The organism is Trabulsiella odontotermitis, assembly GCF_001297775.1.
Taxonomy (GTDB): Bacteria; Pseudomonadota; Gammaproteobacteria; order Enterobacterales; family Enterobacteriaceae; genus Trabulsiella; species Trabulsiella odontotermitis.
This window is the reverse complement of sequence record NZ_LIFX01000013.1, coordinates 138,922-164,775: the sequence shown is the minus strand read 5'-3', so window position 1 is coordinate 164,775 and position 25,854 is coordinate 138,922. Positions and strand designations below refer to the sequence as shown.

The 25,854-nt window shown below is 55.2% G+C and carries 25 protein-coding genes, 1 pseudogene and 1 riboswitch; of the genes and pseudogenes, 12 read left to right on the top strand and 14 right to left on the bottom strand.

Features of this window, described 5'->3' with window-relative positions; all coding sequences use genetic code 11:
- Window positions 1–62 precede the first annotated feature (62 nt).
- The 4 genes from fadD to AOY23_RS18225 form a co-directional block, all read right to left on the bottom strand.
- Window positions 63–1,748 (bottom strand): long-chain-fatty-acid--CoA ligase FadD, encoded by a 1,686-nt coding sequence (gene fadD, locus AOY23_RS18240; protein ID WP_152958615.1) that lies wholly within the window; start codon window positions 1,746–1,748, stop codon window positions 63–65.
- Window positions 1,749–1,953: 205 nt separating this feature from the next.
- On the bottom strand, window positions 1,954–2,541 hold the full coding sequence (locus AOY23_RS18235; protein WP_054180605.1) for a Slp family lipoprotein: 588 nt from the start codon (window positions 2,539–2,541) through the stop codon (window positions 1,954–1,956).
- Window positions 2,542–2,591: 50 nt separating this feature from the next.
- Window positions 2,592–3,287, bottom strand: coding sequence for a tRNA (adenosine(37)-N6)-threonylcarbamoyltransferase complex dimerization subunit type 1 TsaB (gene tsaB / locus AOY23_RS18230; RefSeq protein ID WP_054180606.1), 696 nt, complete (start codon window positions 3,285–3,287; stop codon window positions 2,592–2,594).
- Between the two features lie 67 nt (window positions 3,288–3,354).
- Window positions 3,355–5,265: an ATP-dependent DNA helicase gene (locus AOY23_RS18225; RefSeq protein WP_054180607.1), complete on the bottom strand. Its 1,911-nt coding sequence runs from the start codon at window positions 5,263–5,265 to the stop codon at window positions 3,355–3,357.
- 131 nt (window positions 5,266–5,396) lie between these two features.
- Between AOY23_RS18225 and AOY23_RS18220 the strand changes: the two genes are divergently transcribed.
- On the top strand, window positions 5,397–5,741 hold the full coding sequence (locus AOY23_RS18220; RefSeq protein WP_038153571.1) for a RidA family protein: 345 nt from the start codon (window positions 5,397–5,399) through the stop codon (window positions 5,739–5,741).
- Here AOY23_RS18220 and AOY23_RS18215 read toward each other — a convergent pair whose 3' ends face one another.
- Window positions 5,742–5,924: a YoaH family protein gene (locus tag AOY23_RS18215; RefSeq protein ID WP_054180608.1), complete on the bottom strand. Its 183-nt coding sequence runs from the start codon at window positions 5,922–5,924 to the stop codon at window positions 5,742–5,744.
- 88 nt (window positions 5,925–6,012) lie between these two features.
- Between AOY23_RS18215 and pabB the strand changes: the two genes are divergently transcribed.
- The 4 genes from pabB to AOY23_RS18195 all read left to right on the top strand — a co-directional run bounded on the left by pabB (window position 6,013) and on the right by AOY23_RS18195 (window position 11,250).
- Window positions 6,013–7,368 (top strand): aminodeoxychorismate synthase component 1, encoded by a 1,356-nt coding sequence (pabB, locus tag AOY23_RS18210; protein ID WP_054180609.1) that lies wholly within the window; start codon window positions 6,013–6,015, stop codon window positions 7,366–7,368.
- 3 nt (window positions 7,369–7,371) lie between these two features.
- The gene (locus AOY23_RS18205; protein ID WP_054180610.1) at window positions 7,372–7,950 is read left to right on the top strand and encodes a CoA pyrophosphatase; all 579 of its coding nucleotides are present in this window, start codon (window positions 7,372–7,374) and stop codon (window positions 7,948–7,950) included.
- Between the two features lie 174 nt (window positions 7,951–8,124).
- Window positions 8,125–9,489, top strand: a complete 1,365-nt coding sequence (gene sdaA, locus AOY23_RS18200) for an L-serine ammonia-lyase (protein WP_054180611.1) — start codon at window positions 8,125–8,127, stop codon at window positions 9,487–9,489.
- A gap of 135 nt (window positions 9,490–9,624) precedes the next feature.
- Window positions 9,625–11,250 carry an EAL domain-containing protein gene (locus AOY23_RS18195; protein ID WP_054180612.1) on the top strand — a complete coding sequence of 542 codons (1,626 nt, stop codon included), beginning with the start codon at window positions 9,625–9,627 and terminating at the stop codon, window positions 11,248–11,250.
- Here the strand turns inward: AOY23_RS18195 and yoaE are convergent.
- Complete coding sequence (gene yoaE, locus AOY23_RS18190; RefSeq protein ID WP_054180613.1) at window positions 11,229–12,794, bottom strand: CNNM family cation transport protein YoaE; 1,566 nt, start codon at window positions 12,792–12,794, stop codon at window positions 11,229–11,231. The two genes, AOY23_RS18195 and yoaE, sit on opposite strands and share 22 nt — an antisense overlap.
- 457 nt (window positions 12,795–13,251) lie before the next feature.
- On the opposite strand from yoaE, the gene manX reads away from it, so the two are divergent.
- The 5 genes from manX (at window position 13,252) to mntP (ending at window position 17,415) form a co-directional block, all read left to right on the top strand.
- Entirely contained in the window at window positions 13,252–14,214 is a 963-nt protein-coding gene (gene manX / locus AOY23_RS18185) for a PTS mannose transporter subunit IIAB (RefSeq protein ID WP_054180614.1), read from the top strand.
- Between the two features lie 49 nt (window positions 14,215–14,263).
- Window positions 14,264–15,064 carry a PTS mannose/fructose/sorbose transporter subunit IIC gene (locus AOY23_RS18180; RefSeq protein ID WP_054180615.1) on the top strand — a complete coding sequence of 267 codons (801 nt, stop codon included), beginning with the start codon at window positions 14,264–14,266 and terminating at the stop codon, window positions 15,062–15,064.
- 12 nt (window positions 15,065–15,076) lie between these two features.
- Window positions 15,077–15,928, top strand: coding sequence for a PTS mannose transporter subunit IID (locus tag AOY23_RS18175; RefSeq protein WP_038153561.1), 852 nt, complete (start codon window positions 15,077–15,079; stop codon window positions 15,926–15,928).
- Between the two features lie 56 nt (window positions 15,929–15,984).
- Entirely contained in the window at window positions 15,985–16,443 is a 459-nt protein-coding gene (locus tag AOY23_RS18170) for a DUF986 family protein (RefSeq protein ID WP_054180616.1), read from the top strand.
- Between the two features lie 199 nt (window positions 16,444–16,642).
- Window positions 16,643–16,822: riboswitch (yybP-ykoY riboswitch) on the top strand.
- Between the two features lie 26 nt (window positions 16,823–16,848).
- The gene (mntP, locus tag AOY23_RS18165) at window positions 16,849–17,415 is read left to right on the top strand and encodes a manganese efflux pump MntP (protein WP_054180617.1); all 567 of its coding nucleotides are present in this window, start codon (window positions 16,849–16,851) and stop codon (window positions 17,413–17,415) included.
- On the opposite strand, the gene rlmA is transcribed toward mntP, so the two are convergent.
- The 5 genes and pseudogenes from rlmA to mgrB form a co-directional block, all read right to left on the bottom strand.
- Window positions 17,412–18,206 (bottom strand): 23S rRNA (guanine(745)-N(1))-methyltransferase, encoded by a 795-nt coding sequence (rlmA, locus tag AOY23_RS18160; RefSeq protein ID WP_054180618.1) that lies wholly within the window; start codon window positions 18,204–18,206, stop codon window positions 17,412–17,414. The two genes, mntP and rlmA, sit on opposite strands and share 4 nt — an antisense overlap.
- 151 nt (window positions 18,207–18,357) lie before the next feature.
- Complete coding sequence (cspE, locus tag AOY23_RS18155; protein WP_001062678.1) at window positions 18,358–18,567, bottom strand: transcription antiterminator/RNA stability regulator CspE; 210 nt, start codon at window positions 18,565–18,567, stop codon at window positions 18,358–18,360.
- Window positions 18,568–18,579: 12 nt separating this feature from the next.
- Window positions 18,580–18,723 (bottom strand): annotated as a pseudogene (locus AOY23_RS23065) (DUF2627 domain-containing protein).
- A 668-nt stretch (window positions 18,724–19,391) separates the two neighbouring features.
- Window positions 19,392–19,676, bottom strand: a complete 285-nt coding sequence (locus AOY23_RS18150; RefSeq protein WP_054180619.1) for a YebO family protein — start codon at window positions 19,674–19,676, stop codon at window positions 19,392–19,394.
- 73 nt (window positions 19,677–19,749) lie between these two features.
- On the bottom strand, window positions 19,750–19,893 hold the full coding sequence (gene mgrB, locus AOY23_RS18145; RefSeq protein ID WP_054180620.1) for a PhoP/PhoQ regulatory lipoprotein MgrB: 144 nt from the start codon (window positions 19,891–19,893) through the stop codon (window positions 19,750–19,752).
- Window positions 19,894–20,052: 159 nt separating this feature from the next.
- Between mgrB and AOY23_RS18140 the strand changes: the two genes are divergently transcribed.
- Window positions 20,053–20,292: a YobH family protein gene (locus AOY23_RS18140; protein WP_054180621.1), complete on the top strand. Its 240-nt coding sequence runs from the start codon at window positions 20,053–20,055 to the stop codon at window positions 20,290–20,292.
- 45 nt (window positions 20,293–20,337) lie between these two features.
- On the opposite strand, the gene kdgR is transcribed toward AOY23_RS18140, so the two are convergent.
- Window positions 20,338–21,129, bottom strand: coding sequence for a DNA-binding transcriptional regulator KdgR (gene kdgR, locus AOY23_RS18135; RefSeq protein ID WP_054180622.1), 792 nt, complete (start codon window positions 21,127–21,129; stop codon window positions 20,338–20,340).
- A 177-nt stretch (window positions 21,130–21,306) separates the two neighbouring features.
- Between kdgR and AOY23_RS18130 the strand changes: the two genes are divergently transcribed.
- Window positions 21,307–22,680: an MFS transporter gene (locus tag AOY23_RS18130; protein ID WP_054180623.1), complete on the top strand. Its 1,374-nt coding sequence runs from the start codon at window positions 21,307–21,309 to the stop codon at window positions 22,678–22,680.
- 41 nt (window positions 22,681–22,721) lie between these two features.
- Here AOY23_RS18130 and htpX read toward each other — a convergent pair whose 3' ends face one another.
- Window positions 22,722–23,603 (bottom strand): protease HtpX, encoded by an 882-nt coding sequence (htpX, locus tag AOY23_RS18125; RefSeq protein ID WP_054180624.1) that lies wholly within the window; start codon window positions 23,601–23,603, stop codon window positions 22,722–22,724.
- 190 nt (window positions 23,604–23,793) lie between these two features.
- Window positions 23,794–25,842, bottom strand: a complete 2,049-nt coding sequence (prc, locus tag AOY23_RS18120; protein WP_054180625.1) for a carboxy terminal-processing peptidase — start codon at window positions 25,840–25,842, stop codon at window positions 23,794–23,796.
- Window positions 25,843–25,854: the final 12 nt, after the last annotated feature.

Sequence of the window (25,854 nt, the reverse complement as noted above, 5' to 3'; positions counted from 1 at the left end):
CTCTCTGTGTTGCGCCAAAAAAAACGCCGGCAGAACCGGCGTCAGGGCGACTGTCTCGAAGCTCAGTCTTTATTGTCTACTCTGGCGCGCGCTTCGTCACGTAGTTCTCGTCGTAAAATTTTTCCGACGTTGGATTTCGGCAGCTCTTCGCGGAACTCCACCAGTTTCGGCACTTTGTAACCGGTAAGCTGACGGCGACAGAAAGTCACCAGCGCCTCTTCGGTCAGCGACGCATCCTTTTTGACCACAAAAATCTTGACCGTTTCACCGCTGGAGCCGGACGGCACACCGACAGCGGCCACTTCCTGCACGCCAGGATGCTGCATCACCACGTCTTCAATCTCGTTCGGATAGACATTGAAACCGGAGACCAGAATCATGTCTTTCTTGCGATCGACAATACGCAGGAAACCTTCGTCATCCATCACCGCGATGTCACCGGTATGCAGCCAGCCGTCTTTGACGATTTCGTCGGTGGCATCCGGGCGCTGCCAGTAGCCGAGCATCACCTGAGGCCCTTTGACACACAGTTCGCCAGGCTCGCCGTGCGGCACCTCGTTGTCATCTTCATCCACCAGTTTGGCTTCGGTGGATGGCACCGGCAGACCAATGCTGCCGCTGTGATAGTCGATGTCATGCGGGTTTACGCTCACCAGCGGCGCGCATTCGGTCAGCCCGTACCCTTCCAGCAGATACTGCCCGGTGAGTTTAAACCAGCGCTCAGCCACCACCTGCTGCACCGGCATACCGCCGCCCGCAGAGAGATGCAGCGAAGAAAAATCCAGTTGCTGGAACTCTTTGTTATTCAGCAGCGCGTTAAATAACGTGTTCACACCGGTCATCGCGGTGAACGGATATTTCGCCAACTCTTTCACCAGCCCCGGAATGTCGCGCGGGTTGGTGATCAATAAATTCTGCCCGCCGAGTTCAATAAACAGCAGGCAGTTAATGGTTAACGCAAAGATGTGATACAGCGGCAGCGGCGTGACCACCAGCTCTTTACCACGATGCAGCAACGGGCCGTAGGTGGCATTCACCTGTTCAATGTTTGCCAGCATGTTGCGGTGTGTCAGCATCGCGCCTTTGGCGACGCCCGTGGTACCGCCGGTATATTGCAGGAAAGCCAGATCGTCAGAGACGATTTCCGGTTTCACGTACTGCATGCGGTAGCCCTGCTGCAACGCACGGCGAAAAGAGATCGCGTCCGGCAGATGGTATTTCGGCACCAGGCGCTTCACATACTTGACCACAAAGTTCACGAGGGTGCCTTTGGTGGCAGAAAGCTGGTCGCCCATGCGCGTCAGGATCACGTGCTTTACCTGGGTTTTATCGACCACTTTTTCCAGCGTGTGGGCAAAGTTCGAGACGATGATGATCGCTGCCGCGCCGCTGTCGTTCAGTTGATGCTCAAGTTCACGCGGGGTGTACAGCGGGTTGACGTTCACCACAATCATCCCGGCGCGCAAAATACCGAACAGCGCCACCGGATACTGCAACAGGTTTGGCATCATTAATGCCACCCGGTCGCCCTTCTGTAAGCCCAGTCCTTGCTGGAGATACGCGGCAAATGCGCGGCTGCGCTCTTCCAGCTTGCGGAAAGTCATGACTTCGCCCATGTTGATGAACGCAGGCTGGTCGGCATAGCGGGTGGTTGAATGTTCGAACAGCTCAACCAGGGATTGATAACGATCAGGATTGATTTCCGCCGGAACATCCGCGGGATATCGGTTAAGCCAAACCTTCTTCAATGCATCACCTCTAACTTTTCGAATCGTCGTCATCGCAACCCCAATTAATAAACAACGTGTTAACATAATATTAACTCAGCGTACCAGTTTAGAAATTGTGCAGAATGCAGGTTGCGAAGCGCGTCACTATTTATTTTTCTTATGACTCCGGGAACAAAGAAACAGCGGACCGGCCGCTGTTTCTTTTACTACCAAATACAACAGGTTATTCCGTAACGATGGTCTGCACGCTGGCCGGACCCGGGTTATACCATCCCCAGCCGCCATAACCGTATCGTCCGTGGCGTGGATACGGGCCCCACATCCACGGATCAATGGGTTGCGGCGGCATCACCACCTGCTGTACGACGCGCCAGCGTTTATAGCCGGTCACGTTCATCATCATATATTTGTATGGGGTATCGCCGATTTTTCCGTCTACCGTTCCGGCAATAGGCCCGACAACGGTCACCAGTTGGTCGCGGAAATCAATCGGATCAAGGAAACCGTTCACATCGGCATAGATGCGCCCGCGCGACGCAGCGCCTAATAACGGGCGTGCGCCACTGTCCAGCGGCACCGTGGCGATCTCAAGCCGGGTTTTCCCCTGCTCGTTGCGTACGCTGACCACCTTACCGCCAAACCGCGCCTCCTGCCCCATATACAACGACGGGGCGGCCATCACGCGAGTCAAATCCTGCTGTGGCGTCGGGCTGGTGCCCTGAATGGCATCAGGGACAGTAACACAGCCGCTTAAGGCAATGGCGACCAGTCCGACCAGCAGCCCACGTGAAAAACGCTTTTGACCCACCATGGTGTGGCTCCTTAATCATAACGTCCCGCAAAATCTCGTATTACTAAGATTCATTCACGGCCCGGAAGTTTCTTCCACGCGACTTCATTACGTAAATATTTCGGTTCGGCATTTTCTACCGCCACCGTTTTTTGTTCGCGGTAAAGCTGACAGGCCAGCGGCAGCATATCTTCCGCGGATGGCAGCAGCACGTCGCCATCGGTCAGGGTGAGTTCAGCGCCCTGCGCCATATCAGGATACGCCTGCCAGCCGGTACCGACCGTCGCCCAGTGACCGTCGAGTTGCTTCAGGCGTGCGTTGACAGCGTCCGGTTTCAGCACGGCTTCGCTCGCTTCGCCATGCCAGACGCCCTGCTCGTCACGCTGATATTCCGCCCAGTAGACTTCGCCCATCCGCGCATCAATCGCCGCCAGCACGCGGGTCGCGCCGGTTTTACGCCACGCGCCCTGCGCCATGGTTGCCAGCGTCGAGACGCCGATCATCGGCAACCCGGCACCAAGCGCCAGCCCCTGCGCGATACCAATGCCGATGCGCACGCCGGTAAAGCTGCCGGGCCCGCGACCAAAGGCCAGCGCGTCAAGCTCTGTCAGTGCAATGGTGTTTTCGTCGAGCAGCGCCTGTACCAGCGGCAGGATGCGTTGCGTATGTTCGCGGGGGCACAGCTCAAAGTGTGCAGAGAGAGCACCGTCGTTCCACAGGGCGGCAGAACAGGCCTCTGTAGCGGTATCAATAGCCAGAATTCGCATGGGTTTTCGCGCTCTTGCAATAGCAGGTCTTCAAAATGGCGCGCATCTTACCACAGTCCGTATCAAATTACCGCGTTGATGACAGCGCGAGGAAGCGCACCGCCCGGCCGATGTCGCGCGTGCGCGGTGCCGGAGGGAGACTGGCGAGGAACACCGCGCCATACGGGCGCATCACCAGCCGGTTGTCGCAAATCACCAGTACGCCGCGATCGTCAACGTCGCGGATCAGGCGCCCGACGCCCTGCTTGAGGGTAATGACCGCGTCCGGCAACTGGACGTCGTCGAACGGATCGCCGCCGCGCAGACGACAGTCGTCCATACGGGCTTTGAGGAGCGGGTCGTCCGGGGAGGTAAACGGCAGTTTGTCGATGATGACCAGCGACAGCGCATCGCCGCGCACATCCACCCCTTCCCAGAAACTGCTGGTCGCTACCAGTAAGGCGTTACCGGCGCTGACAAACTGCTGCAATAGTTGCGCCTTGCTGGTTTCACCCTGCAACAGAACCGGCAGCGTCATGGTAGCGCGGAACTGTTCGGCGAGATCGCGCATCATGGCGTGCGAAGTACACAGCATAAAGCAGCGCCCGTCGTTGGCTTCAATCAATGGCCGGAGCATTGCCGCCAGTTGCCGCGCGGCGCCCGGTTGATTGGGCGACGGCAGATTACGCGGCACGCACAGCAGCGCCTGTTTTTCGTAGTCGAACGGGCTTGGCAGCAGCAGCGATTCCGCCGCTTCAATGCCGAGCCGGGCGGTAAAATGGTGCAGATCGTCGTTCACCGACAGCGTGGCAGAGGTGAAAATCCAGCTGCCAGGCTTCTGCGCCATCACCTCTTTGAATTTGTCGGCGACGGTCAGTGGTGTCAGCGCGAGGGTGAAATGGCGCGACGTGCATTCATACCAGTAACTGTAACCGGGCTGGTTGATCTCTTTCAGCCGTTTGAGGCGGCTGCGGTACAACGTGGCGCGCTCAAAGGCTGCATCCAGCAGCGCCGAGCGCCCCAGCGACAGTTTCGCCACGTCATAGCAAAGCTCTAGCGCATCGTCGAGCAGCAGCAGCGAGCGCTGAATATTGCTGTCGGCCAGCAGTTCACGCAGATTGCCGCGATAACCAGGCTCGCCAAGTTGCAGGCGAAAATCCTGCGCGCTTTGCGCCAGACGATCGGCGCACTTTTGCAACTGTTGGGTATCTTTCAGTTCCGTGCGATAGGCAATGGTGATGTCTTTCGCCAGATCCAACAACTGGCGGCTGGAGAGCGACTGACCAAAATACTGACTGGCGATATCCGGTAACTGATGCGCTTCGTCGAAGATCATCACGTCCGCTTCCGGGATAAGCTCCGCGAAACCGCTCTCTTTCACTACCATATCGGCGAGAAACAGGTGATGGTTCACCACCACCACATCGGCATCCATCGCTTTTTTTCGTGCTTTAACCACGAAGCAGTCTTTGTAGAGCGGGCAGTCGCTGCCGAGGCAGTTATCGTTGGTGCTGGTGACCAGCGGCCAGGCAGCGGAGTCTTCCGCCACGCTGATGCAGGTGCTGATGTCACCGTCGATGGTTTGATTAGACCAGGAACGCAGGAGGATCACGTCGCTCAGCGTCTGAACGGGTAAATCGCCCCCCGCCAGCGCCTGCTGTTCGAGGCGTTCCAGACAGAGGTAGTTCGAGCGCCCTTTCAGCAGGGCGGTTTTACCGGTGAAGCCCAGCGCCTTCGCCACGGTCGGCAGGTCACGGCTGTAGAGCTGATCCTGCAACGCTTTCGAGCCGGTAGAGATGATGACTTTTTTATTTGCCCGCAACGCAGGCGCCAGGTAGGCGTAGGTTTTGCCCGTCCCGGTACCCGCTTCAACGACCAGCGGTTGCGTCTCTTTAATTGCCTTCGCGACCGCCATCGCCATCTGGCGCTGCGGTTCACGCGGCTTAAAGCCGGGTATCGCGTTAGCTAACTGACCGTCTGTTGCAAAATCGTCTGTCACACTACCCCCTGTATATCTGGACAGTGATTATGTCAGGCCGCAGCGCGTTGCGCCAGTCGAAGTGATGACTCCGGCGGCACATTGTGGCAGTCTTGCGGCACACAGATGGAATACCACAGAGGAACCTGACTATGACGATTACCCGTATCGACGCCGAAGCCCGCTGGTCTGACGTTGTGATCCACAACCAGACGATTTACTACACCGGCGTACCGGAGAATCTTGATGCCGATGCCTTTGAGCAGACCGCCAACACCCTGGCGCAGATTGACGCCATGCTGCAAAAACAGGGCAGCGATAAATCCCGCATTCTGGATGCGACGATTTTTCTCGCCGATAAAGCCGATTTCGCGGCAATGAACAAAGCGTGGGATGCGTGGGTGGTGGCAGGCCATGCGCCGGTACGCTGCACCGTGCAGGCCGGGTTGATGAAGCCGCAATACAAAGTTGAAATTAAGATTATCGCGGCAGCGTAATTACTCGTCGTCTTCGTCTTCAAAGCGCGCCACGATCCGCTCGCCGGTATGGCTGGCGCGCAACTCTTCCGCGACCTGGGCAATCGCCTTACCGCTGCTCATCCCCTGCGACATCAGTTCCTGAATACGCTCTACGGCGTGCTGCTGTTGCTCATGGGAGAGCGAAGGTAAACCTGCAAACATGACTGACTCCTGCTACATTATTGGCTGTAATTATTTCATGTCGCCCCGCCATTCACCAGTGGCTGACTGACTTTATCGATCGAGGAAGATGTTGTCCCCTTCTATTATGACACTGCCCTGGCGTGAAGATGCCGCAGAACACTGGTTTTCTGCGCTCAGCGCGACGCCCTGGGCAATGCTGCTGCATTCCGGCTATGCCGATCATCCCTACAGCCGGTATGACATTGTGGTCGCGGATCCACGCTGTACGCTGGTGACCCGTGGTGATACCACCACGCTGCATCACGGCAGCGACGTGCATACCGCCACAGACGACCCGCTGACCCTGCTGCAACAGGCGCTGGACGACTGCGGTATTCATCCGCCGGCAGATGAGGCGTTGCCGTTTCTCGGCGGTGCGCTGGGGTTGTTCGGCTACGATCTCGGTCGTCGCTTTGAACATCTCCCCTGCGTCGCGGAAAACGACATCGCCATGGCGGATATGGCGGTGGGAATTTACGACTGGGCGCTGATTGTTGATCACCAGCTTGAGCGCGTCACGCTGCTGAGCTATGGCGATCCCGCCGTGCGTCTGCAATGGCTGGAATCGCAAACGCGCCCGGCTGAGGCGGATTTTGCCCTGACATCGCCCTGGCGTTCGAATATGAGCCGGGAAAGCTATGGCGAGAAGTTTCGCCAGGTGCAGGCGTATCTGCACAGTGGCGATTGCTATCAGGTCAATCTGGCGCAGCGTTTTCAGGCCCATTGTATGGGTGACGCCTGGCAGGCGTTTGTGCGCCTGAATCGTCAGAATCGCGCGCCGTTCAGCGCATTTTTACGTCTCGACGATGGCGCGGTGGCGAGCCTCTCCCCGGAGCGCTTTATTCATCTGCAACAGGGCGCGATTCAGACCCGCCCTATCAAAGGCACGCTGCCGCGACTGCGTGACCCTGAGGCCGACAGAAAGCAGGCGCAAACGCTGGCGGCCTCGCCGAAAGATCGGGCGGAAAATCTGATGATTGTCGATCTGATGCGTAATGACATCGGTCGGGTGGCGGTTCCGGGAAGCGTGAAAGTGCCGGAGCTGTTTGTCGTCGAGCCGTTCCCCGCCGTGCATCACCTGGTCAGCACTGTCACCGCGACGCTGCCTGCGCATCTGCATGCCACTGATTTGCTGCGCGCGGCGTTTCCGGGCGGGTCGATTACCGGCGCGCCGAAAGTGCGGGCGATGGAGATCATCGACGAGCTTGAGCCGCAGCGTCGTAACGCGTGGTGCGGCAGCATTGGCTATCTCAGCTTCTGCGGCAATATGGACACCAGCATTACCATCCGCACGCTGACGATAACCGGGGGCAACGTGTACTGCTCCGCTGGTGGCGGCATTGTCGCTGACAGCGAGGAAAGCGCGGAGTACCAGGAAACCTTTGATAAAGTGAATCGTATACTGCGACAACTGGAGCCGTAACTGATGCAATCCCCTGATCTCAGCCTGGATGATTTTATCTCGCGTTTTCAGTTGCTGCGCCCGCAGATGCGGCCTGGTACGCAGAATCAGCGGCAGGCGGCGGTGCTGATCCCGGTGGTGCGTCGTGCGCAGCCGGGGTTGTTGCTGACGCAGCGTTCACCGCTGCTGCGCAAACATGCCGGTCAGGTAGCATTTCCCGGTGGCGCAGTGGACAGCACCGATGCGTCGCTGATCGCCGCCGCGCTGCGTGAAGCGCAGGAAGAGGTCGCTATCCCTCCTGAGACGGTGGAAATTCTCGGCGTGCTGCCGCCGGTCGACAGCGTGACAGGGTTTCAGGTCACGCCGGTGGTGGGGATTATTCCCCCGGATCTGCACTATCACGCCAGCGTTGATGAAGTTTCTGCGGTATTTGAAATGCCGCTCGCCGAGGCGTTGCGCCTTGGCCGCTATCACCCTCTCGATATCCACCGGCGCGGCAATTCGCATCGCGTGTGGCTCTCCTGGTATCAGCACTATTTTGTCTGGGGCATGACCGCGGGGATCATTCGCGAGCTGGCCCTGCAAATCGGTGAAACTCCTTAGCTATACTTATATTGGGATCCCGAAGAGCCCGGCGTTTCAGGATTAGTAAAATCAGTGTCAGACATTAGTTTTATTCATGTGAATAATTGCGCTGATCCCGCCGTTCCCTCTTACACTATGCCCAGTTATTACATCGTTGCCGGAAGGTCCGGCAACCCTGTCAGGAGTGTTATCGTGATTAGTATATTCGACATGTTTAAGGTGGGGATTGGTCCCTCCTCTTCCCACACCGTAGGGCCAATGAAGGCCGGGAAGCAGTTCGTCGATGATCTGGTCGAAAAAGGGCTGATTGATGACGTCACCCGGGTTGCGGTTGATGTTTACGGCTCGCTGTCATTAACCGGTAAAGGTCACCACACCGACATCGCTATCATTATGGGTCTGGCGGGCAACCGGCCGGACACCGTGGATATCGACGCGATACCGACGTTTATTCGCGACGTACAAACCCGTAGTCGTCTGCTGCTGGCGCAGGGGCGTAAAGAGGTGGATTTCCCGGCGGATGACGGCATGCGTTTTCGCAACGACAACCTGCCGCTGCACGAGAATGGCATGACGATTCACGCGTACGCGGGCGACAATGAAATCTACACAAAAACGTATTACTCCGTCGGCGGTGGTTTTATCGTCGATGAAGAGCATTTCGGTAAAGACGTCGTCGGCGCCGTGGACGTGCCTTACCCGTTCAAATCGGCGAAAGAGATGCTCGACTACTGCAAAGAGACCGGCCTGTCACTCTCCGGCATGGTGATGAAAAACGAACTGGCGCTGCACAGCAAAGACGAGATTGATGCGTACTTTGCGAACGTCTGGCAGACCATGCAGGCCTGTATCGATCGCGGAATGAACACCGAAGGCGTACTGCCTGGCCCGTTGCGTGTGCCGCGCCGTGCTTCAGCGCTGCGCCGCTTGCTGGTTTCCAGCGATAAGCTCTCCAGCGACCCGATGGTGGTGGTTGACTGGGTGAACATGTTCGCGCTGGCGGTGAACGAAGAAAACGCCGCCGGTGGTCGCGTGGTCACCGCGCCAACTAACGGTGCCTGCGGCATCGTGCCTGCGGTACTGGCCTATTACGATCACTTTATCGAACCTGTCAGCCCGGAAATCTACACCCGTTATTTCCTCGCCTCCGGCGCCATTGGCACGCTGTATAAGATGAACGCGTCGATCTCCGGTGCGGAAGTCGGTTGTCAGGGTGAAGTGGGCGTAGCCTGTTCGATGGCGGCGGCCGGTCTTGCAGAGCTGCTGGGCGCCAGCCCGGAGCAGGTTTGTGTGGCAGCGGAAATCGGCATGGAGCATAACCTCGGTCTGACCTGCGACCCGGTAGCCGGTCAGGTACAGGTGCCGTGCATTGAACGTAACGCGATTGCTTCAGTGAAAGCGATCAACGCGGCACGGATGGCGATGCGCCGTACCAGCGAGCCGCGCGTCTCTCTCGATAAAGTCATTGAAACCATGTATGAAACCGGCAAGGACATGAACGCAAAATACCGCGAGACCTCGCGTGGTGGCCTGGCCATTAAAGTACAATGTGACTGACCCCGCATCTTTTTAACACCCGTCAACCAGACGGGTGTTTTTTTATCTCCTTCATCCTGCTCTTTTTTCTTTGCGCACTACACTTTCACTGTTGTGGTTGTTAATTCCCTTTACAGCACGATAACAGGCGTAGCAATGCAAAATGCTCAGCGGGCCATTAAACACTACCGAAAAAAGCGCATTCTTATCTGCCTCGCGGTCGCGTTACTATCGCTATTAACCACACTCGCTGTGCGATTTATTTCGCAGCGCAGCCAAAATCAGCACCAATTGCAAATTGCCGCCGTTCATGCTGTCGAAGCGATTGATAAGGTCTTGTTACCGCTAGAAAAAAGACATGCGGAATTGCTTCAGCTTGTCGGCCAACCCTGCGCGACGGTTAACCTGATATTGCGTAAAGAAGCGGCCACCCTGCAAACCCTGCGCTCTATTGCGCTGGTGAAATCCGGCACGCTGTATTGTTCGAGCGTGCTGGGCGACCGCAACGTTGTTATTCACGATATCGTGAGCGAATTGCCCAGTGATTCCCCGCAACTGCTGTTGTTTACCGATAACACCCTGATTAAAGGCCACCCGCTGCTGTTACAGTGGTATCCCGCCGACAATGATGCCGGTAGCGGCGTGCTGATGAGCGTAAATATTGATCTGCTCAGCGCGCTGATGCTGGAGCCGCAAAAGCCACTCATCAACAGCATCAGCCTGACCGTCAAAGACCGCTTTCTGTCGGAGGAGAGCGGTGTCATGGCGATGCTTAACGTGCCCCATTCCGATCAGGTCTTTAGCCTGCCCTCAACGCATTTCCCGTTTACCGTCAATCTGATAAGCCCGGGCACCACCGAGCTGGCACTGAAATCCCTGCCCGCCCAGTTGCCGCTGGCGCTGATCATCAGCCTGTTGCTGGCGGGTATCGCCTGGCTTACCACCGCCAGCCGGATGAGTTTTTCGTGGGAACTCAACATGGGGGTTGCGTCGCGGGAATTTGATGTCTGGTGCCAGCCGCTACTCACGGCCTCCGACCAGCAATGCGTGGGCGTAGAGATCCTGCTGCGCTGGGATAACCCGCGGCTGGGGCCGATCCCGCCGGATGTGTTTATCCCGCTGGCGGAAGAACATCATCTGATTGAAACACTGACACGTTATGTGATTAGCGAGACCGTGCGGCAGATTGACGTCTTTCCCAAAAGCCCGCTGTTTCACGTCGGATTTAACGTGGCAGCAAGCCATTTCATCGACGGTAAACTGCTGCGCGACCTGAATCAGTACTGGTTCAGCGCCCATCCGCATCAACAGTTAATTGTGGAGCTGACGGAGCGGGACGACATTCACGACGTGGATTACCGGCTGATCAGAGAGTTGCATCGCAAGGGTATCAAGCTGGCGATTGACGACTTTGGTACCGGCAACAGTTCGTTTTCCTGGCTGGAAAAACTGCACCCGGACGTGCTTAAAATCGATAAGTCATTTACCCATGCTATCGGTACCGACGCAGTGAATTCGACAGTGACGGACATTATTATCGCCCTGGGTCAGCGGCTGAACATTGAACTGGTGGCGGAAGGGGTGGAAACGCAGGAGCAGGCTCAGTATTTGATCTGGCATGGCGTGCACATCCTGCAGGGGTACTTGTATGCGCGCCCGATGCCGCTGAGCGCGCTTCCGCAATGGCTGGCAGAATACCGGCCACGCCTGCCATCGCAGCATGACGGGCATCTCAGCCCGTCAGGCCGCGACATTGAGGATTACTCTTCGTCGTCGTCGTGATGCGGTTGCTCTTTAACAATACGCACGAGATCAACACGGTAGTCGTTGGCAGCCACAATGGTGATGCGCAGCGGCGGCAGCTCAATCATATCGCCCACTTGTGGGATCTGCCCGTTGACGGCGATCACCAGCCCGGCAACCGTTGCCACTTCCTGATCGTCATCAACCAGCGTGTCCATGCCCAGCATCTGCTGCAACGCGTGGAGATCGGTGGAGCCCTTGACCAGCCAGCCGTCGCCATCGGTAACGATTTCCGGCGTTTCGTCGGCATCCGGGAATTCCCCGGCAATCGCTTCCAGTACGTCCAGCGGCGTCACCAGCCCTTGCACCACGCCAAATTCGTTAGTGACAATCACGAAGCTGCCACGCGCCCGGCGCAACACCCCCAGCAGGTTGATCGGGTCGAGGGTTTCCGGCACCACAATCGCCGGGGAGGCCGACGCGATAGCGGCGACGTCTTCACCCGCTTCCAGTGCCACCAGCATCTCTTTGGCGCGCACGATACCAATGATTTCATCCAGTTCGCCACGGCACACCGGGAACAGGCTGTGCGGCGACGAGAGCAACTGTTCGCGAATTTCACTGACGCTAAGGTTGGCATCCACCCAGCTTATCTCCCCGCGCGGCGTCATGATGCTGCGCAGCGAGCGCGAGGCCAGCGTCAGTACGCCGTTGATCATATAGCGCTCTTCTTCGACGAACGCGCCTTCCGGGACCGGCACCGGCGACGACGGATTGTCAGCATCATGCTGAACGGCAGTTTGCTTGCGACCGCCCATCAGGCGCAGGATCGCATCCGCCGTTCTGGCGCGCAGCGGCAGCGTCGACTGGTGACGAATAAAGTTGCGACGGGCAATCTGGTTAAACAGCTCGATGACTATCGAGAAGCCAATCGCCGCGTACAGGTAGCCTTTCGGTATATGGAAACCAAAGCCTTCCGCCACCAGGCTGAGGCCGATCATCAGCAGGAAGCTCAGACAGAGCACCACGACAGTCGGATGCTGGTTGACGAAGCGGGTCAGCGGTTTAGATGCCAGCAGCATCACCGCCATCGCAATCACCACCGCCGCCATCATGACCGGGAGATGGTTGACCATCCCGACCGCCGTGATGACCGCATCGAGCGAGAACACCGCATCCAGCACCACGATTTGCAGCACGACGACCCAGAAGCTGGCATAGCCTTTGCCGTGACCGCCGTCATGCTGACGATTTTCCAGCCGCTCATGGAGTTCGGTTGTCGCTTTGAACAACAGGAATATCCCCCCGAGCAGCATGATCAGATCGCGGCCGGAGAAACTGTATTCCCAGATGCTGAACAGCGGCCGGGTGAGCGTCACCATCCACGAGATTACGGAGAGCAACGCCAGACGCATCACCAGCGCCAGTGACAGGCCAATCAGACGCGCTTTATCACGCTGTTTTGGCGGCAGTTTGTCGGCCAGGATCGCAATAAACACCAGGTTATCGATGCCGAGAACAATTTCCAGCACGACCAGCGTCATCAGGCCGATCCAGATTGAGGGATCCATTAAGAATTCCATGTCTGACTCCTGTTATGGGCGCAAGTTGTCGTACCGGAGGTTCCGGCAAGCGTGACGAAAACGGGTGAGAAACGAGGCTGGCGCGAGGCGCCGGTTTGCCAGGTGGCGAAGCACCTGAAAGAGATGTGACGTCGGTGACGGTCCATATTGCGGGCTTAACCCTGTACTCCTGTCTGATTAAACTGAAGGTAAACATATCAAAGAATATCGGTTTGACGCAAAGATTTACCTGAATTTGCAAAAAACACGATTTTTTGCACCGCAAAATTATTAATCGTCTATAACTAAATTACGGATCTTCATCACATTAATTATTTTTTCACTATCTAAAATAATTCGCGGAAGTCTTAGTCTTTAATGCTCGAACCCTTGTCTGAATCGATTCGGTTACTGACAAAAATCTCAAGGTGCATCTATAGGCAGTGGTGCATAAATAGATAATAAGAGGAGGTAGCAAGTGACGATTGCTATTGTGATAGGCACACATGGTTGGGCTGCAGAACAACTGCTGAAAACAGCAGAAATGTTACTGGGCGAGCAGGAGAACGTCGGCTGGATTGATTTCGTCCCAGGCGAAAACGCAGAAACGCTCATCGAGAAATACAACGCGAAGTTGGCCAATCTCGACACCAGTAAAGGTGTGCTGTTTCTCGTCGATACATGGGGCGGCAGTCCGTTTAACGCGGCAAGTCGCATTGTCGTCGATAAAGAGCACTACGATGTGGTGGCGGGCGTCAATATTCCGATGCTTGTCGAGACGTTAATGGCCCGTGACGACGATCCGAGTTATGACGATCTGGTCGCGCTGGCCGTCGAAACCGGTCGCGAAGGCGTGAAAGCGCTGAAAGCAAAACCGGTTGAGAAAGCAGCGCCCGTCGCAGCAGCACCGCGTGCGGCCGCGCCTGCGAAGCCTATGGGTCCCAACGATTATATGGTTATTGGCCTCGCGCGTATCGACGACCGCTTAATCCACGGTCAGGTCGCCACCCGCTGGACCAAAGAAACCAACGTCACCCGAATCATTGTCGTCAGCGATGAAGTCGCGGCAGACACCGTGCGTAAAACCCTGCTGACGCAGGTTGCGCCTCCTGGTGTCACTGCGCATGTCGTCGACGTGGAGAAAATGATTCGTGTCTATAACAACCCGAAATATGCAGGTGACCGCGTCATGCTGCTGTTTACCAACCCGACAGATGTAGAGCGTATCGTTGAAGCCGGCGTGAAGATCACGTCCGTCAACATCGGTGGTATGGCTTATCGTCAGGGTAAGACTCAGGTAAACAACGCCGTTTCGGTCGATGAAAAAGATATCGAAGCATTTAACAAACTGAACGCTCGTGGCATTGAGCTGGAAGTGCGTAAAGTGTCCAACGACCCGAGATTGAAAATGATGGATTTGATCAGCAAGGTCGGCAAATAACACCGGCGCTGGTTTTCACACTTAAGGCTTATGTTATAGGAGAAGTACAATGGAGATTACCACTCTTCAGATTGTGCTGGTGTTCATCGTGGCGTGTATTGCAGGTATGGAATCCGTACTTGATGAATTTCAGTTCCACCGTCCGTTGGTGGCCTGTACGTTAATCGGTATCGTTTTAGGTGATATGCAGAAAGGCATCATCATCGGTGGTACCCTGGAAATGATCGCGCTGGGCTGGATGAACATCGGTGCGGCAGTGGCACCGGATGCGGCGCTCGCCTCTATCATTTCTACCGTTCTGGTTATTGCAGGGGGTCAGAGCATCGGCGCCGGTATTGCGCTGGCAATTCCGCTGGCAGCCGCCGGTCAGGTGCTGACCATTATCGTTCGTACCATTACTGTGGCCTTCCAGCACGCTGCGGATAAGGCGGCCGAAACCGGCAACCTGACCGCGCTCTCCTGGATCCACGTCTCTTCCCTCTTCCTGCAGGCAATGCGTATCGCCATCCCGGCGGTTATCGTGGCAATTTCTGTCGGTACGAGTGAAGTTCAGGGCATGCTGAACGCGATTCCGGAAGTGGTGACCAGTGGTCTGAACATCGCCGGTGGCATGATCGTGGTCGTTGGTTATGCGATGGTCATCAACATGATGCGCGCAGGCTACCTGATGCCGTTCTTCTACCTCGGTTTCGTGACCGCAGCATTTACCAACTTCAACCTGGTTGCTCTGGGTGTTATCGGCGCAGTGATGGCGATTCTGTACATCCAGCTGAGCCCGAAATACAACCGCGTCGCGGGTGGGTCAGTGCAGGCCGCTGGTAATAACGATCTCGATAACGAACTGGACTAACAGGTGAGCGAAATGGTTGATATCACTAAAACTACTACCGAGAAAAAACTCACTCCGGGTGATATTCGTGGCGTGTTCATCCGTTCAAACCTGTTCCAGGGTTCATGGAACTTCGAACGTATGCAGGCGCTGGGTTTCTGCTTCTCAATGGTACCGGCGATCAAACGCCTGTATCCGGAGAACAACGATGCGCGTCGTCAGGCGATTAAGCGTCACCTGGAATTCTTCAACACCCATCCTTACGTTGCGGCGCCGGTTCTGGGCGTTACGCTGGCGATGGAAGAGCAACGCGCTAACGGTGCGGAGATCGACGACGGTGCCATCAACGGTATCAAAGTGGGTCTGATGGGACCGCTGGCCGGTGTCGGTGACCCGATTTTCTGGGGTACCGTACGTCCGGTATTTGCGGCACTGGGTGCCGGTATCGCGATGAGTGGCAGCCTGCTGGGTCCGTTGCTGTTCTTCGTCCTGTTCAACCTGGTGCGTCTGCTGACCCGTTATTACGGTGTGGCTTACGGTTACCGCAAAGGCGTGGACATCGTTCAGGATATGGGCGGCGGCTTCCTGCAGAAACTGACAGAGGGGGCGTCAATCCTCGGTCTGTTTGTCATGGGGGCGCTGGTTAACAAGTGGACGCACGTGAACATCCCGCTGGTGGTTTCTACCATCACCGGTCAGGATGGCCAGACGCGTGTTACCACCGTGCAGACTATCCTTGACCAGTTGATGCCGGGTCTGGTGCCGCTGCTGCTGACCTTCGCCTGTATGTGGCTGCTGCGTAAGAAAGTGAACCCGCTGTGGATCATCGTTGGCTTCTTCGTCATCGGTATCGTGGGTTACGCTATCGGCCTGTTGGGTCTGTAATCTGTTCGCTGTATGCCGGGGGCCTGTGCCCCCGGTTTTTTTTATCCGGAGGCTTAATGACAATCACGGACTGGATACTGATTATTTTTATCGTCGCCCTGCTCGCTTACGCCATCTACGATCAGTTCATCATGCCACGCCGCAACGGCCCCCTGCTGCTCTCCATTCCCCTGCTGCGCCGTAATCGCGTGGACGGGATAATCTTTGTCGGTCTGGTTGCCATTCTTATCTACAACAACGTGACGCAACATGGCGCAGTGGTGACCACCTGGCTGCTCAGCGCGCTGGCATTAATGGGGCTGTATCTGTTCTGGATCCGCACCCCGAGGATCGTGTTTAAGCAAACCGGATTTTTCTTCGCCAACGTCTGGATAAATTATAACCGCATTAAAGAGATGAATTTATCCGAGGACGGCGTGCTGGTGATGCAATTAGAACAACGGCGGTTGCTTGTTCGCGTTCGAAATATCGACGATCTGGAGAAAATATATAAACTTCTCGTTTCAACTCAATGAGTTAAAGACATAGCCATCGCTATATTTCACTGAATTTTCAGCGGTGAATAATATAGCAATGGCTATAACCCTCACGTTTTTATCCTCATATTTATTAACGATTTCATTACCAATAAATTTAAATGAAAATCGTTATCAATAAGTAATATAAATAATGATTTCCTGTTATTGTTTTATATTCCAAAAATATGTTAAGGTTGCGCCCGTCGTTGGGGAGTAGCCGATTTCCTTTCCCGGAAATGTACGTATCAACATACTCGTTGCAAAACGTGGTACGTACGGATGACCAGCCCGCTGGTGATCAGGCGAGACCATAGACACATACACTGCTGTACGCCGGTTGTGGCGTATGTTTACTGGGGGCAGTGATGTGTCATATGGAGATACCCCGGTCAGGACACACCCATGAATTTATCTGCCACTATTCTTCTCGCCTTTGGCATGTCGATGGACGCTTTTGCTGCGTCTATCGGGAAAGGCGCGACGCTGCACAAACCCAGATTCTCTGAAGCCCTGCGCACCGGTCTTATCTTTGGCGTCATCGAAACCCTGACTCCGCTGATCGGCTGGGGTCTCGGCATGCTGGCAAACCAGTTTGTGCTGGAGTGGAACCACTGGATCGCCTTCGTGCTGCTGGTCTTTCTCGGCGTACGAATGATTGTGGAAGGGGTTCGTGGTGATGATGACGAAGAAACACTGCCGCCAAACCGTCATGGCTTCTGGTTACTGGTGACCACGGCGATTGCCACCAGTCTGGACGCTATGGCCGTCGGTGTTGGCCTCGCCTTCCTGCAGGTCAGTATTGTGACCACCGCGCTGGCTATCGGCTGCGCCACGCTGATTATGTCGACGCTTGGTATGATGATCGGGCGTTACATCGGCCCGCTGCTCGGCAAACGGGCCGAAATTCTCGGCGGCATTGTGCTGATTGGTATCGGCTCGCAGATCCTCTGGAGCCACTTCGCCGGTTAAGCACCGCGCTGCCAGACGTGGATCGAAAAATCGGTCTGGCAGTGAAATCCCGTCTGCTGTTGCAGTTTTTCCCACACTTCCGGCCTGGCGCGCCAGGCAAACGGCGTCATCTGCAACAACGCCACCGCTTCCTGCCCTGACAATGTCATCGGATACGCCACCTGCTGATGCTGTTGCAGCGTAAAACCGTCCAGTTGTTCGCTGTGCGGCGCATGCAGATGAACCTCATCGTAAATCAGCCCTTTTAATTCCATTAAATGACGCGGCCCCGGGGTGGCGGTGAAAACCCACCCTCCTGGACGTACGACGCGCGCCAGCTCCTGTGGGTTGCAGGGCGCATAAATCCGCACAACCGCATCCATGCTGTTATCGTCAAACGGCAGACGCTGGCTGGAGGCCACACAAAAATTCACCTGCGGATAACGCTTCGCCCCGGCGCGTATCGCCGCCTTTGAGACATCCAGCCCCCAGGTCTGCGGGACAATCGCCGCAAATGCGTGGGTGTAATACCCTTCCCCGCAGCCGATATCCAGCAGTTGCGTCGCGCCGGTCTGAGCCAGTTGCTGGCAGATGGCGTCACGCAGCGGCTGGTAATGCCCGGCATCAAGAAACGCGCGACGCGCGCTCATCATCTCTGCATTATCACCCGGATCGCGCGAGCGTTTATGCTGAACGGGAAGCAGATTCACATAGCCCTCTTTCGCCAGATCGAACTGATGCCGCTGCGGGCAGATATAGCTGTTTTCACGGCGCGTCAGCGGGGCGTGACAAAGAGGACAACTGTAAGACATGGCAACTCCGGGGACATTCAACGAAGGGCGAAGTGTACCGCCATCGCACGGGAATTTCGAGAAGATTACGGCCATGAAAAAGCCCCGCGGATGCGAGGCTTTATGGCTGATGGTGCGCGTGGGACGCGCAACAAGATCAGTGGTGCTGGATTCAGATAGCAGTTACGTTAACTGCAGCCGGGCCTTTCTGGCCGTCCTGAATTTCAAACTCAACGTTCTGGCCTTCGGCCAGAGTTTTAAAACCATTACCCTGAATAGCAGAGAAGTGTACGAATACATCTTTGCTGCCGTCAGCCGGAGTAATGAATCCAAAACCTTTAGATTCGTTGAACCACTTAACTTGACCTTTAATCTTTGCCATTTGCAAAATTCCTTAGAGTGTTTTCTTCGCCCGAAGGCACTTACATAGATAAAACTGAGACATGACTGCATGAGGCACTAATTAAGGTTCGGCAGAGAAGCGGTATTCAACGTCAACGTGTTTACTCAGGACTTCTTTACTGAAAATGCCATACATAAACAGAACTGTACCTCGTTTAACCCAAAACGTGTTATCACACACAACGTTAATAATGGCAAGCCATTTTTAAACGTGTCACGATCGGTCGCACAAAATCGTTGTTCGTCTTTCGATCCTCTGCACATTTATGCGCAATGTTCTCAGTGAAACCCCTGTCAGCAAGTGTTTGAAAAACGCGCGCACGTGCTGATAATCATAGACATTTTCACCATAGACCAACACTCGCGCTTCGTCCAGTTGTGCCTGTTTATATCAGGTCAATTTTTTATATCCTTCACTGATTTGTGCATAGTCATGCGCGCCTGGTTTAACAAAAAATGTTAAAAAAGGCGGAAAGAGCGCAGCTATCGGTTTCGCTTACCGCGGGAGTGAATGCTAAAGAATAAAGGCTATATTGCACCATAATAATGAAATTTTAATGACACTGCTTCATCACGAGGCATATAAAAACGTTTCGCTAAAAAATAGCTTTGAATATTGAAAAAGTGGAAATAAAAGTTTCAGCGGGTGATTTAATGCATAAACAAACAATAATAACCATTAATTTAAACTTAAGCGAAACGGTAAAAGAAAACAGCAACAGGAAGGATGCACCATAACAGTGCGGACAGTGTCTGTCCCGGTAATCGGCAGGATGTCGTTACCGGGAAGAAGTGCAGAGAAGATTAACGCTCGGCAACCAGACGAATCATGTCATCGTCCTGCGGCTTCACGTCCGCCTGAACAGCGGGCTCCTCTTTCTCCGGTTCGTTTGCTTCACAAAGGCGTCTTAACAGCACGGTCTGACGCTTCTGCTGATCCAACAACGCTTCAAGCAGTTCAATCTGCTCGTTTGCGCGTGAGCTGGCCCGGTTGACGAAAAACCACAATACCAGACCAATTACCAGCAACAGCACAGACACCGCCAGCGATGCCAGATTCAAAACCCCGGAATTCAGTAAGTCACTCATTTCACCACCTCAAAAATAACAGTCCATTCTACCACTCGCATTCAGGAAGGAAATCATTCGAGCATAAAATGTCTTACCAGGGGATGAACTTGTTGATGGTACAGATCCCGCTGAAGAACTGTACATCCTGATCGCACATCACATTGATGGTCTGCGTCCAGAGCAGCACGCACAGCACCAGGATGACGACCAGGATAACCCACCGATATTTTTTCACTCCACTCTCCGGGATAATTCATACTGAATTCAGATTATCACTCTCACCTTAAACGGTGGCTCACTGTAATCCGTTCTGATCATTTTAGGAATCATTGACTTGTTTCAGTCAACCGCTACGTTAACCTGTTGTCGCTATGATTCATAAAAAGAGGTCGCAATGCGTCTGATTATTCGTTCAATTATTGTGCTGGCTATCGCGTGGATCGCAATTTTGCTCAGCGGTTATGGCGTGCTCATTGGCAGCAAAGAGAATGTGGGTGGATTAGGTTTACAATGCAAGTATCTTACTGCGCGCGGCATCAGTACCGCACAGTATGTTCATACTGACAGCGGTATCATCGGGCTGACGAACTGCCCGGTACTGCGAAAAAGTTCAACAGTCATCGACGAAGGTTAACAGAAACGCCGCGTTAACGCGGCGTTTCTCATTTCCGGACAATCCTCAGAACGGATAGTCGTTATAGCCCATCTGCTCTGAAATTTTCGCCGCCGCACCATGCAGCATTTTCACGTATTCGTGTAACCGCTCTTCGGAGAAACGCAGCGTCGGGAACGAAATACTCAGGCCCGCAATTACCACGCCAAAACGGTCAAAGACCGGCACGGCGATGCAGCGCAACCCTTCTTCCTGCTCTTCGTTATCTTCACCGTAGCCCTGCTCACGGACCTTATCGAGCACCGGCAGCAGATCCTGCGTGCTGGTGATGGTGCGCTCGGTGCTGCGTTTATATTCCACGCCTTCGAGGATCTGCACCGCTTCGTCTTTATCACGCCACGCCAGCAGGACTTTACCAATCGCGGTGCTGTACAGCGGGTTACGACGCCCTACGCGCGAGTACATGCGCAGGTTGTACATTGAATCGATCTTATGGATGTAAACGATACTGTCTTCATCCAGCGCGCCGAGGTGAATGGTCTCCTTCGTCAGACGCGACAAATCACGCATCTGAATGTCTGCGCTGCGGATCAGATCCACGTTTTGCAGCGCACGGGCGCCCAGTTCAAACAGTTTGAGCGTCAGAGAATACTTTTCAGACTCGCCTTCCTGTGCCACATATCCCAGTGATTTCATGGTCTGCAAAAAGCGGTACACCGTGCTTTTCGACATCATGACGCGCTGCGACAGTTCGGTAATACCAATTTCGCGCTCTTCCCCGAGCGCCTGCAGAATGCCAAAGACTTTCAGAACTGAAGAGACAGAATCTGGCTGCTTATCCAAATCTGCGACTGCCATTTATCACCTCACCGCGAGTGTTTTATAAAAATCAGAACGAGTTTTTAGTATAAATTTGTGAGACCCCGACCGCAATGCATCTTCTTTAATCTGGTTACAAATCTGCGAACTGAGACTGAATAATCAATGCTAAAATCATTATCCGATCAATAATTTCCCTTATTACACATTTTTTCTATGGATAAAAATCCTGCTGATGGCTTGCCCCTGCCTCAACGGTACGGCGCCATCATTACCATTGTGATTGGCCTTTCGATGGCGGTGCTGGATGGCGCTATCGCGAACGTTGCCCTGCCAACGATTGCCAGCGATCTGAACGCATCACCCGCAGCATCTATCTGGGTGGTCAACGCTTACCAGATCGCCATCGTGATTTCGCTGCTGTCACTTTCGTTTCTTGGGGATATGTTCGGCTATCGCCGGATCTACAAAACGGGGCTGGTGGTGTTTACCATCACGTCGCTGGTCTGTGCGCTCTCGCCCTCGCTGGAAATGCTGACGCTGGCGCGCGTCGCGCAAGGGCTGGGCGGTGCTGCGCTGATGAGTGTGAATACGGCGCTCATCCGCCTGATCTACCCGCAGCGCCATCTCGGACGCGGTATGGGCATCAACTCGTTTGTGGTCGCGGTCTCGTCTGCCGCCGGGCCTACCATCGCCGCCGCCATTTTGTCCGTCGCTTCATGGCAATGGCTGTTTCTGATTAACGTACCGCTCGGCATTATTTCGTTGATTCTGGCGATGCGTTTTCTGCCCGCCAACAACGCCCGCAGCCAGGCGTCACGGTTTGATCTCCCCAGCGCGGTGATGAACGCCCTCACCTTCGGGTTGCTCATTACCGCCCTCAGCAGCTTTGCGCAGGGGCAATCGCTACGTCTGGTGCTGGCGGAAGTGGTGGTGATGCTGATCGTCGGGTTCTTCTTTGTTCGTCGTCAGTTGCGTCTGCCGGTGCCGTTGTTGCCGATTGACCTGCTACGTATTCCGCTGTTTTCCCTGTCGATCTGCACCTCCATCTGCTCTTTCTGTGCGCAGATGCTGGCGATGGTCTCCCTGCCCTTCTTTTTGCAGGCGACGATGGGCAGAAGCGAAGTTGAAACCGGGTTGCTGCTCACCCCCTGGCCGTTAGCGACGATGGTGATGGCGCCGCTGGCGGGCTATCTGATCGAAAAAGTCCATGCCGGATTCCTGGGCGCACTCGGCATGCTGGTGATGGCCTGCGGGCTGTTTGCGCTGGCGATGCTGCCAGCCGCCCCTGCCGACTGGGATATCGTCTGGCGGATGGTGCTGTGCGGCGCGGGTTTCGGCCTGTTCCAGTCACCCAACAACCACACCATTATTCTCTCGGCGCCACGCAACCGCAGCGGTGGCGCCAGCGGTATGCTCGGCACGGCGCGCCTGCTCGGGCAAAGCACCGGGGCGGCTCTGGTCGCGCTACTGTTTAACCTTGCCGGGGAACATGGCACTCATGTGTCGTTGCTGCTGGCCGGTACGCTTGCCGTGGTGGCCGCCATCGTCAGTGGTCTGCGCGTCACGCAACCCAGAGTGGAGGCATAAAAAAAGCGCGTCGGTGGACGCGCTTTTTCATTGCTCAGATCTTACTTCAGGTATTCGCCGCTACGCAGCGCTTCAATACGCTTATCCAGCGGCGGGTGCGTCATGAACAGCTCGCTCAGCGACTTCGATTTACCGTTGATGCAGAACGCCATCATGCTGCTGGCTTCCTGCGGCTCGTAGCTGGTTTTCAGACGCTGGAGCGCGGCAATCATCTTCTCGCGCCCGACCAGTTTCGCAGAACCGGCATCGGCATGGAACTCACGATAACGGGAGAACCACATGGTGATGATGCTGGCCAGAATACCAAACACCAGTTCAAGCACCGTTGCCACCGCGAAGTAAATCAGCGGGTTGCCGTTGCTCTCTTCACCGTCGTCACGGTTGCCGCCGAGGAAACCGGCTGCAATCTGTGCGATCACACGAGAGATGAAGATAACGAAGGTGTTCACCACCCCCTGAATCAGCGTCATGGTGACCATATCACCGTTAGCGACGTGGCTGATTTCGTGCGCGATAACCGCTTCCGCTTCATCACGGCTCATGTTCTGCAACAGGCCGGTGCTCACCGCCACCAGGGAGGCGTCACGACGTGCGCCGGTAGCAAAGGCGTTAATGTCCGGGGCGTGATAAATCGCCACCTGCGGCATACCGATACCGGCCTGACGCGCCTGTTGGGCGACAGTGTTCATCAGCCAGTTTTCCGTTTCATTACGCGGCTGCTCAATGACTTCCCCACCGACTGATTTCAGCGCCATCCATTTCGACATCATCAACGAAACGATAGAACCGCCAAAACCAAAAAGCAGAGCCATAATTAACAGCCCTGTCATGCTGCTCGACTGAATTCCTGTCAGACTTAATACCAGCCCGAACACAACCATAACGGCCAGGTTGGTCAACAGGAAGAGCGCGATTCGCATCATAATTTTCTCTTAACCTCGTTATAACAACACGCACTATGCGATTACCCACATCGTATGGGTATTGCGCGTATTTTCAAGCATTGGCGGGCGCTAAGTCACGAGAAAAACACAACTTTACATTTTGTAGTATGTTGTTTACGTGTAAAAAGAGAGGGAAAAAACAGGCACAATTACTTGTGCCTGTTGAGGTTTATTTCGCGGGTGCAGGTTCTTCTGCGGGACGCTCTTTTTCCAGTTTTGCCAGGTCGAGCGCAATATGAACCGTTTCGTCCAGATACGGATCGGGTTCCTGATAATCCTTCGGCAGATCATCCAGTTTTTTCAGCGGCGGTTTCCCTTCACGCTTGAAGCGATCGTTAATCCGCGCCAGACGCGTTGCATCATCTTCTTCGTTCTCTTTTTCACGCTGCGCGTAATTGAGAGAGACGATGTTGCGTTTCGCTTTCATCGCGTTAAAGCGCGCGATGTCTTTCATGATGTACTGGAATTCAGGATCTTTGGCGATGCGTTCGTCATGCTGCTTCAGCAGCTCCGGTCCAAACGGCGTCATGTCGCCTGTTTTGACGTAGGTCGCGGCATTGATGCTGTCCCACGGCAACGCGTTGTCTTCAAACTTCTCGCCCGTTTCCGTCTCTTCATTGCCGGTCGGCATCAGAATGTCAGGCGTCACGCCTTTACGCTGCGTACTGCCGCCGTTGATGCGGTAGAACTTCTGAATGGTGTACTGGACGGAGCCCAGCGCAGGCCAGTCAGGGCGCAGCATCTGATCGTAGATCCGGTTCAGCGAGCGGTACTGCTGCACGGTGCCTTTACCGAAGGTCGGCTCGCCGACAATCAGCGCACGACCGTAGTCCTGCATTGCCGCCGCAAAAATTTCTGAGGCAGAAGCGCTAAAGCGGTCAACCAGCACCACCAGCGGGCCTTTGTAATACACCACGCCGTCAGTGTCGCTGTCTTCGCGCACTTTGCCGTTGTTATCACGCACCTGCACGACCGGGCCGGACGGGAAGAACAGACCAGAGAGCGATACCGCTTCGGTCAGCGCACCGCCGCCGTTGCTGCGCAGATCGATAATCACGCTGCTGACGTTCTGTTTTTCCAGCTTCTGCAACTGCACTTTCACATCATCGGTCAGACCGACGTAGAAACCGGGGATATCCAGCACGCCGACTTTCTGGCTGCCGACAGTTTTGACCGACATTTTGACTGCGCGATCTTCCAGGCGGATACGTTCACGGGTCAGCGTCACGATGCGGGTTTTGGTGCCCTTACCGGCTGGCAGCACTTCCAGGCGCACTTTGCTGCCCTTCGGTCCTTTGATCAGCGCCACAACGTCATCCAGGCGCCAGCCAATCACATCAACCATCCCTTTACCGGTCTGGCCCACGCCGACAATGCGGTCACCGACGCTGATCGCTTTGCTTTTCGCCGCCGGGCCGCCCGCAACCAGTGAGTTGATCACCGTGTAGTCGTCATCCATTTGCAGCACCGCACCAATCCCTTCCAGCGACAGGCTCATTTCGGTGTTGAACTGTTCGGTATTGCGTGGAGAGAGGTAATTGGTGTGCGGATCGATTTCGTGCGCAAAGGCAGTCATCGCCAGGGAGAACACGTCTTCGCTGTTGGTCTGCACCAGACGGCGAATGGCGAATTTGTAACGGCGAGTCAGCGTTTCACGGATCTCTTTTTCATCTTTCCCGGTCAGCTTCAGGCTCAGCTCATCATACTTCACCTTGCCATCCCACAGGGCGTTCAGCTCAGCGACATCTTTCGGCCACGGCGCTTTGCTGCGATCGAGGTTGAAGGTGTCGTTGCCGGTGAAGTCCATCGGCTGGGCGAGCACTTTCAGCGCGTACTGATAGCGCTCAAAGCGGCGTTTCTGCGCCAGATTATAGAGATCGTAGAAGACATCGAGCTTGCCCGTCTTCAGCTCTTCACCAACGTCTTTACGGCGGGCGGTAAACTGTTCAACGTCGCTGGCGAGCAATACGTTGTGACTGAAATCCAGCAGGTTCAGGTAGCGATCGAAAATCTTAGCGGAAAATGCCTGATCGAGATCGAACTGGCGGTAGTGCGAACGGGTGAAGCGCGAGGTGACGCGCTCACTCACCGTCGCGTGCTGCGCTTCTTCCTTCAGAACCGGAATCTGATCAGCACGCGTAATGTCGTCCACAGCGAACGCGTGGCCTGTTATTGCCAACAGACCTGCGAGCGCGGTGACCTTAAAAAAAGTGTTCATGCCTGGCGCGGC

Bases quoted from the DNA above. Each gene is read 5' to 3' on its own strand.
- AOY23_RS18180 (WP_054180615.1), top strand. From the start codon at position 14,264: ATGGAGATTACCACTCTTCAGATTGTGCTGGTGTTCATCGTGGCGTGT.
- AOY23_RS18220 (WP_038153571.1), top strand. From the start codon at position 5,397: ATGACGATTACCCGTATCGACGCCGAAGCCCGCTGGTCTGACGTTGTG.
- cspE (WP_001062678.1), bottom strand. From the start codon at position 18,567: ATGGCAAAGATTAAAGGTCAAGTTAAGTGGTTCAACGAATCTAAAGGT.
- yoaE (WP_054180613.1), bottom strand. From the start codon at position 12,794: ATGGAATTCTTAATGGATCCCTCAATCTGGATCGGCCTGATGACGCTG.
- AOY23_RS18130 (WP_054180623.1), top strand. From the start codon at position 21,307: ATGGATAAAAATCCTGCTGATGGCTTGCCCCTGCCTCAACGGTACGGC.
- htpX (WP_054180624.1), bottom strand. From the start codon at position 23,603: ATGATGCGAATCGCGCTCTTCCTGTTGACCAACCTGGCCGTTATGGTT.
- kdgR (WP_054180622.1), bottom strand. From the start codon at position 21,129: ATGGCAGTCGCAGATTTGGATAAGCAGCCAGATTCTGTCTCTTCAGTT.
- AOY23_RS18215 (WP_054180608.1), bottom strand. From the start codon at position 5,924: ATGTTTGCAGGTTTACCTTCGCTCTCCCATGAGCAACAGCAGCACGCC.
- AOY23_RS18205 (WP_054180610.1), top strand. From the start codon at position 7,372: ATGCAATCCCCTGATCTCAGCCTGGATGATTTTATCTCGCGTTTTCAG.
- AOY23_RS18175 (WP_038153561.1), top strand. From the start codon at position 15,077: ATGGTTGATATCACTAAAACTACTACCGAGAAAAAACTCACTCCGGGT.
- AOY23_RS18195 (WP_054180612.1), top strand. From the start codon at position 9,625: ATGCAAAATGCTCAGCGGGCCATTAAACACTACCGAAAAAAGCGCATT.
- pabB (WP_054180609.1), top strand. From the start codon at position 6,013: ATGTTGTCCCCTTCTATTATGACACTGCCCTGGCGTGAAGATGCCGCA.
- AOY23_RS18170 (WP_054180616.1), top strand. From the start codon at position 15,985: ATGACAATCACGGACTGGATACTGATTATTTTTATCGTCGCCCTGCTC.
- rlmA (WP_054180618.1), bottom strand. From the start codon at position 18,206: ATGTCTTACAGTTGTCCTCTTTGTCACGCCCCGCTGACGCGCCGTGAA.
- AOY23_RS18150 (WP_054180619.1), bottom strand. From the start codon at position 19,676: ATGAGTGACTTACTGAATTCCGGGGTTTTGAATCTGGCATCGCTGGCG.
- AOY23_RS18235 (WP_054180605.1), bottom strand. From the start codon at position 2,541: ATGGTGGGTCAAAAGCGTTTTTCACGTGGGCTGCTGGTCGGACTGGTC.
- prc (WP_054180625.1), bottom strand. From the start codon at position 25,842: ATGAACACTTTTTTTAAGGTCACCGCGCTCGCAGGTCTGTTGGCAATA.
- tsaB (WP_054180606.1), bottom strand. From the start codon at position 3,287: ATGCGAATTCTGGCTATTGATACCGCTACAGAGGCCTGTTCTGCCGCC.
- AOY23_RS18140 (WP_054180621.1), top strand. From the start codon at position 20,053: ATGCGTCTGATTATTCGTTCAATTATTGTGCTGGCTATCGCGTGGATC.
- mntP (WP_054180617.1), top strand. From the start codon at position 16,849: ATGAATTTATCTGCCACTATTCTTCTCGCCTTTGGCATGTCGATGGAC.